Annotated in this window: 10 protein-coding genes and 3 tRNA genes; 12 read left to right on the forward strand and 1 reads right to left on the reverse strand. The window is 32.4% G+C overall.

Features of this window, described 5'->3' with window-relative positions; all coding sequences use genetic code 11:
• Positions 1-21: 21 nt before the first annotated feature.
• Positions 22-768, reverse strand: coding sequence for a 23S rRNA (guanosine(2251)-2'-O)-methyltransferase RlmB (gene rlmB / locus ACIJYE_RS02735; RefSeq protein ID WP_435091037.1), 747 nt, complete (start codon positions 766-768; stop codon positions 22-24).
• Between the two features lie 129 nt (positions 769-897).
• Here rlmB and ACIJYE_RS02740 point away from each other — a divergent pair.
• The 12 genes from ACIJYE_RS02740 (at position 898) to rpoC (ending at position 13497) form a co-directional block, all read left to right on the forward strand.
• Positions 898-983, forward strand: a tRNA-Tyr gene (locus ACIJYE_RS02740).
• A gap of 46 nt (positions 984-1029) precedes the next feature.
• Positions 1030-1103, forward strand: a tRNA-Gly gene (locus ACIJYE_RS02745).
• Between the two features lie 46 nt (positions 1104-1149).
• A complete protein-coding gene (gene tuf, locus ACIJYE_RS02750) occupies positions 1150-2340 on the forward strand; it encodes an elongation factor Tu (protein WP_435091039.1) in 1191 nt (396 codons plus the stop codon).
• Between the two features lie 10 nt (positions 2341-2350).
• Positions 2351-2426: transfer RNA gene (locus ACIJYE_RS02755), tRNA-Trp, on the forward strand.
• A gap of 17 nt (positions 2427-2443) precedes the next feature.
• Positions 2444-2635, forward strand: coding sequence for a preprotein translocase subunit SecE (gene secE, locus ACIJYE_RS02760; RefSeq protein ID WP_435091040.1), 192 nt, complete (start codon positions 2444-2446; stop codon positions 2633-2635).
• Positions 2635-3165: a transcription termination/antitermination protein NusG gene (gene nusG, locus ACIJYE_RS02765; RefSeq protein WP_435091042.1), complete on the forward strand. Its 531-nt coding sequence runs from the start codon at positions 2635-2637 to the stop codon at positions 3163-3165. Before secE ends, nusG begins: the two co-directional genes overlap by 1 nt.
• On the forward strand, positions 3165-3590 hold the full coding sequence (gene rplK / locus ACIJYE_RS02770; protein ID WP_435091043.1) for a 50S ribosomal protein L11: 426 nt from the start codon (positions 3165-3167) through the stop codon (positions 3588-3590). The genes nusG and rplK overlap by 1 nt, the downstream gene beginning before the upstream one ends.
• Positions 3590-4279: a 50S ribosomal protein L1 gene (gene rplA, locus ACIJYE_RS02775; protein ID WP_435091045.1), complete on the forward strand. Its 690-nt coding sequence runs from the start codon at positions 3590-3592 to the stop codon at positions 4277-4279. Before rplK ends, rplA begins: the two co-directional genes overlap by 1 nt.
• 2 nt (positions 4280-4281) lie before the next feature.
• Positions 4282-4803, forward strand: a complete 522-nt coding sequence (rplJ, locus tag ACIJYE_RS02780; protein WP_435091046.1) for a 50S ribosomal protein L10 — start codon at positions 4282-4284, stop codon at positions 4801-4803.
• Between the two features lie 11 nt (positions 4804-4814).
• On the forward strand, positions 4815-5180 hold the full coding sequence (gene rplL, locus ACIJYE_RS02785) for a 50S ribosomal protein L7/L12 (RefSeq protein ID WP_435091048.1): 366 nt from the start codon (positions 4815-4817) through the stop codon (positions 5178-5180).
• 56 nt (positions 5181-5236) lie between these two features.
• Positions 5237-9322, forward strand: coding sequence for a DNA-directed RNA polymerase subunit beta (gene rpoB, locus ACIJYE_RS02790; protein ID WP_435091050.1), 4086 nt, complete (start codon positions 5237-5239; stop codon positions 9320-9322).
• A gap of 2 nt (positions 9323-9324) precedes the next feature.
• Positions 9325-13497, forward strand: coding sequence for a DNA-directed RNA polymerase subunit beta' (gene rpoC, locus ACIJYE_RS02795; protein ID WP_435091051.1), 4173 nt, complete (start codon positions 9325-9327; stop codon positions 13495-13497).
• The last annotated feature ends 72 nt before the right edge of the window (positions 13498-13569 follow it).

Below are 13569 nucleotides of genomic sequence, written 5' to 3' on the forward strand. Positions count from 1 at the left end.
TAATTATTAACTATTTATTAATTAATCAACTCTTTTTTTTAGATAGCTTAGATGATGAAAGACAATTGCTGCACTATTTGATATATTAAGACTTTCAATCTCTTTATTCATATCAATTTTAACAAAAAAATCTGCATATTTGCCTGTGTGCTCTCGCATACCAAAACCCTCTGATCCAAATAGAAGAACATTTTTTCCTTCCCATTTTACTTCTGTAAAATCTTTTTCGCCTCTTGCATCAAATCCATAGACCCAAAAGTTTTTTTCTCTTAAGTTTTTAAGAGTGGAGTTGATGTTAGATACTTGAAAAATATTTAAATGCTCCATACAACCACTTGCAGACTTGTACATAAGCTTACTATCTTTTGGAAATTGTCTTTCTTTAATAATTAAACCATCTATTTTAAATGATGCAGCACTTCTAATTAATGAACCAATATTTCTTGGGTCAGTTACTTCGTCCAAACAAACAAAAGTACAATTTTTTTTTTCTTTAATATATTCTTTTAAATCAGGTTGATCTAAATGTTCAATTTCTGCAACATACCCTCCATGCATTAATTGTTCTTTAGATGTATATTTGTCTAATTCTTTTTTAGATTTAAAATAAACTTTAACATCTTCCAAAACATTTTTTTTTGGATTTTTCCTGTGTATATTTTTCTTAGCATCTTCAGTTAAAAACACTCTTAAAACCTTTCGTTCAGGATTTCTAAGAGCTTCGATAACAGCATGTTGACCAGCTATAAAAAAAGACGATTTATTCATATATTTTAATGAGTTTTACACGTTTTTTTGTATATTTTCTTATTAAATCTCGTGTTGCAATTGCATAAATAAAATATATAAAACGCATGTTGTTTGAAGCTTTATTGAACAGGGGACACTTCCCCAATAGGAGGGGTTCCAGAGCGGTCAAATGGGGCGGGCTGTAAACCCGTTGACTTCGGTCTTCGAAAGTTCGAATCTTTCCCCCTCCACCATTCAATAAAAATTTTAAGTAACATGGAGTGTTACTCTTGGGGTTGTGCGGGTGTAGTTCAATGGTAGAACGCTAGCCTTCCAAGCTGGATGTAAGGGTTCGATTCCCTTTACCCGCTCCAAGAAAAAGAAATTATTAATGAAAACAAAAACTGAGGTAAAAAAGTAATGTCAAAAGAAAAATTTGTTAGAAGTAAACCCCACTGTAACATTGGGACTATTGGTCATGTCGACCATGGAAAAACTACTCTTACTGCAGCTATCACAATTACATTAGCAGAAGCAGGTGGAGCAGCAGCAGTAGCTTATGATCAAATCGATAAAGCTCCTGAGGAAAAAGAAAGAGGAATTACAATTTCAACTGCGCACGTTGAATATGAAACTGAAAAAAGACATTACGCTCACGTAGATTGTCCAGGTCACGCTGACTATGTTAAAAACATGATCACTGGTGCTGCACAAATGGATGGAGCTATCTTAGTAGTTAACGCTGCTGATGGTCCTATGCCACAAACAAGAGAGCACATTCTTTTAGGAAGACAAGTTGGAATTCCAGCTATTGTTGTTTACTTAAATAAAGTAGACCAAGTTGATGATAAAGATATGATCGAACTTGTAGAAGAAGAAATTAGAGAACTTTTAACTTCATACAAATATCCTGGAGACAAAACTCCAATCGTTAAAGGTTCAGCTTTAGCAGCAGTAGAAAAAAGAGATGATGAAATTGGAAAAAATTCAATTTTAGAATTAATGAAAGCTGTTGACGAACATATTCCGCAACCAGCAAGAGATGTTGATAAACCATTCTTGATGCCTGTTGAGGATGTGTTTTCAATTTCTGGAAGAGGAACAGTAGCAACTGGTAGAATTGAATCAGGTGTAATTAAAACTGGTGAAGAAGTTGAAATTGTTGGTATTAAAGAAACTAAAAAATCAGTTTGTACTGGAGTTGAAATGTTTAGAAAACTTTTAGACTCAGGTGAAGCTGGTGATAACGTAGGAATTTTATTGAGAGGTATTGAAAGATCTGACATCGAAAGAGGTCAAGTTCTTTGTAAGCCTGGTTCAATTACTCCTCATACTAAATTTGAAGCTCAAGCTTATGTACTTAAAAAAGATGAAGGTGGAAGACACACTCCTTTCTTTACTAAATACAGACCTCAGTTTTATTTTAGAACAACAGACGTGACGGGTGAAGTAGAGTTACCAGCAGGTACAGAAATGGTTATGCCAGGTGATGATGCTAAATTTACTGTCAAGTTAATTACTCCGATTGCAATGTCAGAACAATTAAACTTTGCAATTAGAGAAGGTGGAAGAACTGTTGGAGCGGGAGTAGTAACAAAAATTATAGAGTAACTCTATAAATAGGAGTGTAGCTCAATTGGTAGAGCGCCGGTCTCCAAAACCGGAGGCTGAGGGTTCGAGTCCCTCCGCTCCTGCCAATTAGAGTTAAAATATTATGAGAAACCCAATCAGATTTTTACAAGAGGTAAAGCAAGAGGCTTTTAAGGTTTCATGGCCTACATGGAAAGAAACCTTACAAGGGGCATTAATGGTTTTTGCCATGGCTCTTGTTATGTCATTGTTTTTTCTTCTTTTAGATCAAGTTTTAAAGTTTTTTTTAGAGCTATTACTTAAAGTGAGTATTTAATGAAAAATTGGTTTATAGTTCAATCTCACTCAAATTTTGAAAACAAAGTTTCAGGTGCGATTAAAGAAGAAGCTGAAAAAGCTAAGATTTCAGATAAATTTGAGGAAATTATAGTTCCAACACATGATGTAACAGAGGTCAAAAGAGGAAAAAGAATTCAAAGAAAAAAGAAATATTTTCCAGGATATGTGTTGGTTAAATGTGAAATGGATAATGATATTTATCACATGATCAAAAATATTAAGAGGGTTAGTGGTTTTCTTGGATCAAAAGGTATACCTGTTCCAGTATCAGACAAGGAAATAGAAAAGATTTTAGGTCAAATAAAAGATGGTGTAGCTCAGCCAAAATCTGGTATAGAGTACAGCGTTGGCGAAAAAGTTCAAGTTGTTGATGGCCCTTTTGCTTCATTCAGTGGAATGGTTGAAGATATAGATGAAGAAAAGTCTAGACTTAAGGTGTCAGTTTCTATATTTGGACGTCCAACACCAGTAGATTTAGAATATAACCAAGTTGAGAAAGTAAGTTAATGGCAAAAGAAATTAGTGGATTTATAAAATTACAAATTAAAGGTGGTCAAGCAAATCCAGCTCCTCCTGTTGGACCTGCACTAGGTCAACGTGGTGTAAACATCATGGAATTTTGTAAAGCTTTTAACGATAAAACTAAATCAATGGCTGGTAAACCTGTTCCTGTTGAGATTACAGTTTACAAAGATAAAAAATTTGATTTTAAAATTAAATCACCACCCGCATCTTTCTTTATTAAAGAAGCAGTAAAATTAAAAGGTGGTTCTAAAGAACCAGGAAGAAATATTGTTGCATCAATTTCAAAAAAACAATTAGAGGAAATTGCTAAACAAAAAATGAACGATTTAAATGCTCATGACTTAGATGAAGCTGTTAAAATTATTGGTGGATCAGCTAGATCTATGGGAATTGAGGTGAAAGAGTAATGCCGTCCAAAAGATTTAAAAAACTACCTGAAAAAACAAAAGATCTCACTCCGGAGTTAATTGAAAAATTATTACCAGTTTTAAAAAAAAATTGTACAACTAAATTTGATGAGTCTTTAGATTTAAGTTTTCAAATTAATAACAAACAAAAGAAAAGCGAAGTTAACATTAGAACCGTTGTTAACTTACCTGGGGGAACTGGAAAAAAAGTAAAAGTTGCAGTTGTTTGTGAAGATAGTAAAGCTCAAGAAGCAAAAGATGCTGGTGCAGACATTGTTGGCAGTGATGAATTTGTTGAAAAAATTAAAGGTGGTGAGTTAAATTTTGAAAAACTAATTTGTACCCCTGGAATGATGATTAAACTCTCAAAATTAGGTAAAGTTTTAGGTCCAAAAGGATTAATGCCAAATCCAAAACTTGGTTCTGTATCTGAGAATATTAAAGATGCGGTTACAAACGCTAAATCTGGTCAAGTTGAAATTAGAAATGACAAAGATGGCAACATAGGAGTTAGTATTGGAAAAAAATCATTTCATGATGATCAATTATTAAAAAATTTCCATGCAATACTTGATGCGTTAGAAAAGGAAAAATCAAACAATACTTTAAAAGGTGATTTAATTAGAAATACTTTTGCAACATCATCAATGGGTGTTTCTTATAAAGTTAAATTAGGGAAGTCGATATAGTCATGCTAACCAAAGATCAAAAAAAGAAATATATTTCAGAAATTGCTACGCAGTTTGAAAATAGCAAAGCTGTGATGGTTACTCATTATCAGGGTTTAACAATGACTCAGCTTGATGATTTAAGAGCTAAAATGAGAGAGCATGGTATAATTTTCAAAATAACTAAAAATAGAATAACAAAATTAGCTTTAGAAAAAACTAAGTGCAAAAATTTGTCTGATTTATTTACTGGTCCTACAGCAGTTGCTTTTGGTGAGGATGCTATAATGTCAGCAAGGATTCTCTCGAAATTTGCTAAAGATAATCAAAATCTGAAGTTAATTGGTGGAATTATGGACGATGAGGTCTTAGATCAGGCTGGTGTCCAAAATGTAGCTAGTTTACCAACATTAGATGAAGCGAGAGCAAATATTGTTGGTATTTTAAATGCTCCAGCATCAAAATTAGTTAGTATTTTGCTTGCATACTCGGAAAAAATGAGTAATTTGTCGGCAGAAAATTCTGAAACACAACCTAAAGAGTAAAAGAGTAAATTATGCCAGACCTAAACAAAATTATCGAAGACCTTTCTAGTTTAACTGTTGCTGAAGCAGCTGAACTTTCAAAACAATTAGAAGAAAAATGGGGTGTAACTCCAATGGCAGCAGCAGCTCCCGCAGCAGCAGGTGGTGCAGCTCCAGCAGAGGATAAAGATGACTTTACAATAATGCTTGTTTCTGCAGGTGAAAAGAAAATTAACGTTATTAAAGAAGTAAGAGCAGCAACTTCATTAGGCTTAAAGGAAGCTAAGGATTTAGTAGAAGGAGCACCAAAGGAAGTTAAGACTGGTGTTAACAAAAAAGAAGCTGAAGAGATTAAAGCTAAGTTAGAAGCTGCAGGCGCTAAAGTAGAACTTAAATAAATTAATAAGAAAGAATTCGAATACTGATTATTTTTGATCAGTATTATTAAACATAAATGCAATTATCTTTTACAGAAAAGAAAAACATTAGAAAAAGCTTCGGTAAACTTAAAGAAAGTTTATCTATTCCAAATCTTATCGAGGTCCAGAAAAATTCTTACAAAGAATTAACAGAATTTTATGCTGAGACTGAATTAACAAAAGGTTTTGATAGAGTTTTTAAAAGCATATTTCCTATTGAGGATTTAAATGACAAAGCAACATTGGAATATGTTTCTTACAGATTAGATAAACCAAAATTTGATGTTGAAGAATGTATAACCAGAGGGTTAACTTATTCTTCTGCGCTTAAATGTACATTAAGATTGGTTGTTTATGAAATAGATCAAGAAAACAATACCAAAGATATTTTATCGGCAAAAGAACAAGAGGTTTATATGGGTGAAGTTCCCATGATGACAAACAGTGGTACCTTTATTACAAACGGTGTTCAAAGAGTTGTGGTTAATCAAATGCATAGAAGCCCAGGAGTATTTTTTGATCATGATAAAGGCAAAACTCATGCAAGTGGTAAATTATTATTCAATTGTAGAATAATTCCTAACAGAGGTTCTTGGTTAGATTTAGAATACGATGTTAAAGATTTTTTATATTTCAAAATAGATAGAAAAAAGAAGATTTATGCATCAACTTTATTACTAGCACTAGGTTATTCAAAAGCTGAAATTGCAGATGAATATTATTCTAGCGAGCAATATACCTATGATTCTAAAACTGAAAAATGGAAAACTAAATTTAATCCCGAAAATTATAAAGCTAAAAATTTTTCTGAAGAAGTGGTTAATGCCAAAACAGGAGAAGTTGTAATAAAATTAGGTGATAAGATAAATTATTTAAATGCAAAAAAATTAGAAAACGATGGTCTAAAAGATATTTTAGTCTCAAAAGAGTCTTTATTTGGCAAATTTTTACATAGAGTCGTGAAAGTAAGTGATGAAGAAGAGGGTACTTTTGCAATTGGAACGGAATTGAATGACACAGTGATTCAGCAAATTTTAGATGCAAATATATCCACTCTGCAAATATCTGTAACCAACTCAATAAATAAAGGTCCTTATTTACTCACAACAATATTAAACGATAAAAACAATAGTAAAGACGAGGCGATTACAGAAATCTATAAAATGTTAAGGCCAGGTGAACCGCCAACAATTGAAATTGCTACTCAGATTTTTAACAATTTATTCTTTAGTTCTGATAGATACGACCTTTCTGATGTTGGCAGAGTTAAGATGAATTCAAGATTAGAACAGGATTGTTCTGATAAAATTACAATTTTAAGAAACGACGATATCATAGCAATAATTCACAAAATGCTAGATTTGAGAGATGGTAAGGATGAGGTCGATGACATTGATCATCTAGGAAACAGAAGAGTTCGTTCAGTTGGTGAATTAGTTGAAAACCAAGCACGTATTGGTGTTTATAGAATGGAAAGAGCTATTAAAGAAAAAATGACAACTCTTGACGTAGAATCGGCTATGCCTCAGGATTTAATTAATGCAAAACCTTTGACTGTTTCACTAAAAGATTTTTTTGCAAGTTCACAACTTTCACAATTTATGGATCAAACAAATCCATTATCAGAAATTACTCACAAAAGAAGAGTGTCAGCTTTGGGACCTGGTGGTTTAACTAGAGAAAGAGCTGGCTTTGAGGTACGTGATGTTCATCCAACACATTACGGAAGAATTTGTCCAATCGAAACACCAGAAGGACCAAATATTGGGTTGATAAATAGTTTGTCAACTTATGCTAAAATAAATAAATATGGGTTTATAGAAAGCCCATATAAAAAAGTAAAAGATGGTATTGTCCAAGATAATGTTGAATATTTATCTGCAATGGAAGAAACAAAACACACTATTGCACAAGCAAATACTAAATTGGATAAGAATGGAAAGATAATTGAAGAATTAGTTTCTTGTAGACAAAATTTGAATTTTCTTTTAGCTAAACCTGAAACAATTGATTACATTGATGTATCACCAAAACAACTTGTTTCAGTTGCTGCTTCATTAATTCCTTTCTTAGAGAATGATGACGCTAACAGAGCATTAATGGGATCTAATATGATGAGACAAGCTGTTCCATTGTTAAAACCAGAGTCTCCCTTAGTAGGCACAGGTATTGAGAGTGATGTAGCTCTAGACTCAGGAGTTACTATTGTTGCTAAACGTGATGGAAGTGTTGATAAAATTGACGGTAAAAGAATTGTAATTAAAGTTACTGAGGAAACAGACTTTTCTAAATCAGGTGTTGATATTTATAATCTTCAAAAATTTAAGAGATCAAACCAAAATACGTGTATAAACCAAAAACCTTTAGTTAGAGTTGGTGACAAGGTTAAATCTGGAGATATTATAGCCGATGGTCCATCTACTAAATTAGGTGAATTAGCTTTAGGCAAAAACGTGACTGTAGCCTTTATGCCATGGCAAGGTTATAATTTTGAGGATTCAATTTTGATTTCCGAAAGATGTGTAACTGATGATGTGTTTACATCTGTTCATATTGTTGAATATGAAATTATGGCAAGAGATACAAAATTAGGTGAAGAAGATATAACTAGAGATATTCCTAATGTTAATGAAGAAGCATTAAAAAACCTTGATGAATCTGGTGTTGTTTATATAGGCGCTGAAGTTAATGCAGGTGATATTTTGGTTGGAAAAGTAACCCCTAAGGGTGATTCAGCTTCAGGACCTGAAGAAAAATTATTAAGATCAATATTTGGTGAAAAAGCTATAGATGTAACAGATACATCTTTAAGAATGTCTAGAGGAAGCAGTGGGACTGTTGTTGATGTAAGGGTATTCAACAGACATGGTATTGAAAAAGATGAAAGATCAATTACGATTGAAAGAGCAGAAATCGAAGAAGTTCAGCAAGACAAAATTGTTGAAGAAGAAATTTTAGAAAGAAGCATTAAACAAAGAGCATCACAATTTTTATCAGGATCTTCTTTAACTAAGAAGGTAAAAGATTTATCTGAAGGTACTAAATTAGATTTTGAAACAATAGATAATTTATCTATAAATGATGTTTTTAAAATCACAGTTGGTAATGTTAACGATGAAGCAACTTTAGCTCAACTTAAAGATCAATATAATAAAGCCAAGCAAGATATTACTGATAGATTTGAAGATAAAGTTTTAAAAATTAGAAGCGGTGATGATTTACTTCCTAGTGTAATGAAAATGGTTAAAGTTTTTGTTGCAATCAAGAGAAGACTAAGACCTGGAGATAAGATGTCTGGAAGACACGGTAATAAAGGTGTTGTTAGTAAAATTGTTCCTGTTGAAGATATGCCTTATAGAGAAGATGGAAGACCTGTAGATATTGTTTTAAACCCACTCGGTGTTCCAAGTCGTATGAACGTTGGTCAAATTTTAGAAACTCACTTAGGATGGGCTTGTAAAGAATTTGGTGAAGAGGTTAAAAGATTAGTAAATGAGAATAATAAAAAAATTGAAAAAACTGATAAAATATCAAAATTTTTAAAATCTGTTTACGGTGAAGAAATTTTTGATGATAAAGTTGAAAAATTAAGCAAACCTGAATTCAAAGATTTGGTTGAAACTTTACAAGATGGAATAGCTATTTCAACTCCAGTATTTGATGGAGCAAAAGAAAAAAATGTTACAGAAATGCTAGAGCTTGCTAAATTACCAGGTTCAGGGCAAACATATTTATGGGATGGAAGAACAGGTGAAAAATTTGATAGACCTGTAACTGTGGGTATTATTTATATGCTTAAACTCCACCATTTAGTTGAAGACAAAATTCATGCTAGATCAACAGGACCTTACAGTCTAGTCACACAACAACCTTTGGGCGGTAAGGCTCAATTGGGTGGTCAAAGATTTGGTGAAATGGAAGTGTGGGCGTTAGAAGCATATGGTGCCTCATATACGCTTCAAGAAATTTTAACAGTTAAATCAGATGATGTTGCAGGAAGAGTTAAGGTTTATGAAACTATTGTTAAAGGCGAGGAAAATTTTGAGTCTGGCATACCTGAGTCATTTAACGTCCTTGTTAAAGAAATTAAATCATTAGCATTAAACGTGGAGCTTAATTAAAAATGAATAAAGAATTAACAGATTTATTTAAAAACACAGAGATTTCTGAAGCTCAAAATTTTAATAGTATCAAGATAACTTTAGCCAGTCCTGAAAAAATTAAATCATGGACTTTTGGCGAAATTAAAAAACCTGAAACAATAAATTATAGAACTTTTAGACCTGAAAAAGATGGTCTATTTTGTGCTAGAATTTTTGGACCAATTAAAGACTACGAATGTTTGTGTGGAAAGTACAAACGAATGAAATTTAGAGGAATTATTTGTGAAAAATGTGGTGTTGAGGTTACAAAATCAAATGTTCGAAGAGAACGGATGGGTCACATAAATCTAGCAACACCTGTCGCTCATATTTGGTTTTTAAAATCTTTACCAAGCAGAATTGCTTTAGCAGTTGATATGAAACTTAAAGAAATCGAAAGAGTTCTTTATTTTGAAAACTTTATAGTAATTGAACCAGGTTTAACTGGATTACAAAAAAATCAACTTCTTAATGAAGAAGAATTAACCAAATATCAAGACGAATTTGGTGAAGAGTCATTTACAGCAGGTATTGGTGCTGAAGCTGTACTTGAAATGCTAAAAAATTTAGATTTAGAATTAGAGAGAAAAAATCTTATTAACTTTATTAAAGAAACAAAATCAAAAGTTAATGAAGAAAGAGCAATCAAAAGATTAAAGTTAGTTGAGTCATTTATTGAAACAGGACAAAAACCTGAATGGATGATTTTAACAGTTGTACCAGTCATCCCGCCTGAACTAAGACCTCTAGTACCTTTAGATGGTGGAAGATTTGCTACATCAGACCTAAATGATCTTTATAGAAGAGTTATTAATAGAAATAATAGATTAAAAAGATTAATGGACCTGAAAGCTCCTGATATCATTGTTAGAAATGAAAAAAGAATGCTTCAAGAGTCTGTAGATGCATTATTTGATAATGGTAGAAGAGGAAGAGTAATAACTGGAACTGGAAAGAGACCACTTAAATCTTTAGCGGAAATGTTAAAAGGTAAACAAGGTAGATTTAGACAAAACTTACTTGGAAAAAGGGTGGACTACTCAGGAAGATCTGTAATTGTTGTTGGTCCAGACTTAAAACTTCATGAGTGCGGTTTGCCAAAAAAAATGGCCTTAGAACTGTTTAAACCATTTTTATATGCTAGATTAAATAAGCTTGGATTAGCATCTACAATAAAACAAGCAAAAAAATTGGTTGAAAAAGAAACAAATGCTGTTTGGGATGCTTTAGAATTAATTGTTAGAGAACATCCGGTAATTTTAAACAGAGCACCAACACTTCACAGATTAGGGGTTCAAGCGTTTGAACCTAAACTTATAGAAGGTGATGCAATTGAACTACATCCTTTAACTTGTGCTGCTTTTAATGCTGACTTTGATGGTGATCAAATGGCTGTTCACGTGCCATTAAGTTTGGAAGCTCAATTAGAAGCTAGAATACTAATGCTTTCTACTAATAATATTTTATCCCCATCTAATGGTAAGCCGATCATTGTGCCAAGTCAGGATATGATTTTAGGTATTTATTACCTTTCTCAAGAACCTATGACAGATAAACCTTCTGGATATTTTGTCGATGTTGATGCTATTGAATTTGCTTTAGCTTCTGATCAAATTAAAGTTCATAGCACTATTATATCAAGAATTGAAACTGTTGATGAAAATGGAAACAAAAAATTTGAAAAATACACATCTACAGCAGGTAGATTTTTATTAGCAAATTTACTTCCTAAAAATTACAATATTAAATTTTCATTAATAGATAGATTGTTGCCAAAAAAAGTAGTTTCTGAAATAATTGATATTGTATTTAGATTTTGTGGGCAAAAAACAACAGTTATTTTTTGTGACAAGTTAAAAGATTTAGGATTTAAACATGCATTCAAAGCTGGAATATCATTTGGTAAAGATGACCTTGTAATACCAGAGAGTAAAACACAGTTAATTGAAGACACAAAAGGATTGATTGCTGATTATGAAACACAATATTCAGAAGGATTAATTACTAGAGGTGAAAAATATAATAAAGTTGTAGATGCTTGGTCAAAATGTACGGATAGAGTTGCTGGAGAAATGATGAAGGGTATTTCAGCCACAGAAAAAACCCCAGAAGGTCTTAAAATTAACTCTGTTTACATGATGGCGGATAGTGGTGCTAGAGGTTCAGCAGCTCAAATGAAACAACTTGCTGGAATGAGAGGTTTAATTGCAAAGCCTTCAGGCGAAATTATTGAAAGTCCAATTATATCTAATTTTAAAGAAGGTTTAACTGCATTGGAATATTTTAATTCTACACACGGTGCTAGAAAGGGTTTAGCAGATACAGCACTTAAAACGGCAAGTTCAGGATACTTAACCAGAAGACTTTGTGATGTGGCTCAAGATTTAACAATTTCAAAAGTTCAATGTGATAACCCAGGTTTTATTGAGCTTTCGGAAATCTTGGAAGGTGGAAATATTGTTGTTAGTTTATCAGAAAGAGCTTTAGGAAGAGTAACAGCATATGATGTTAAAAATCCTTTAACTGGAGAAATTGTAATAAAAAAATCTATTATGATTGATGAAGCTGGCTGTGATTTAATTGATGCAGCAGGTGTCAAATCATTAAAAGTTTATTCTGTAATGACATGTAGTTCTAAAAAAGGAGTTTGTTCAACTTGTTATGGTAGAGATTTATCAAGAGGCAAGATGGTTCATGTTGGTGAAGCAATAGGTATGATTTCAGCTCAATCGATCGGTGAACCAGGAACTCAGTTAACAATGAGAACATTCCACGTTGGTGGAACAGCATCTGTAAAACAAGACTCGCAAATTGTAAGTAAGAATGAAGGAACTCTTAAAATTTTAAATTCTAATATATTAGAAGATTCTAAAAAGAATTTAATTGTGATGGGAAGAAATACTCAACTTTCTGTTGAGGATGATAATGGTGTTCAAGTTGCAGTTTATAAAGTGGGCTATGGATCAAAATTATTTTTTAATAATGGTGACAAAATTAAAGCTAATACAAAAATTTGTGAATGGGATCCTTACACAACTCCGGTAATTGCAGAAAAAAGTGGTACAGCAAGTTTTGTAGATTTAATAGATGGAGTTTCAATTCAAGAAACTACTGATGATGCAACAGGGATTTCGTCTAAATCAGTAATAGATTGGAGAGCTCAATCAAAAAGTACTGATTTAAAGCCTAGAATTACTCTTAGAGATGATAAAGGTAATGTTATTATGAAAGCTGATGATAATGAAGCAAGATATTATTTAGTTCCAGATTCAATTCTTTCTATTAAAGATGGTCAAAAAGTTTTTGCTGGTGACGTAATCGCTAGACTTCCAAAAGAAACTACTAAAACCAAAGATATTACCGGTGGTCTACCCAGAGTAGCTGAGTTATTTGAAGCAAGAAAAGCAAAAGATAGTGCCATTATAGCTGAAAATGATGGCCAGGTTGTTTTTGGTAAAGAGGTAAGAGGAAAACAAAAAGTTTCAATTGTTCCTGAAGATGGAGGTGAGCCTTCAAATTATTTAATACCGAAAGGTAAACATATTAATTTCAATCCAGGTGAAAAAATTCAAAAAGGTGAATATCTGCTAGATGGTCAACCGTTACCACATGATATTTTAAGAATCCTAGGTATTAAGGAGTTAACTGAATATTTTGTCAATCAAGTTCAAGAAGTTTACAGATTACAAGGTGTAATAATCAATGATAAACACATAGAGACTATTCTAAGACAAATGTTGAAAAAAATCGAAGTTAAAGTTTCTGGAGATTCTAATTATTTACCAGGTGAAGTAATTGATAGAATTAAATTTGATAATACTAATGAGAAACTTGTAGCAGAAGGTAAGAATCCAGCAGTTGGTGAAAGAGTTTTAATGGGTATTACTAAAGCTTCACTACAGACTGAGTCATTTATTTCAGCTGCTTCATTTCAGGAAACTACAAGAGTTTTGACAGATGCAGCAATTAAAGGAAAAGTCGACCCATTAAATGGGTTGAAAGAAAATGTTATTGTTGGAAGATTGGTGCCAGCGGGTACGGGTAACATCAAGAACCAATGGAACAAAAAAGCTCTTGATGATGATAATAATTTCATAGCAGAACAAGAAAAGATTGAAACATCTGAACCTTCAGAAACACCAGTAAATCAGTAAAAATATCACCTGATACTTGAAGTTTTAGTTTGACAAATTCAGATTAATAAGTATTTTGGCCATGTTTTTGGT

The organism is Candidatus Pelagibacter bacterium nBUS_30 (genome assembly GCF_051201245.1).
GTDB lineage: Bacteria > Pseudomonadota > Alphaproteobacteria > Pelagibacterales > Pelagibacteraceae > Pelagibacter.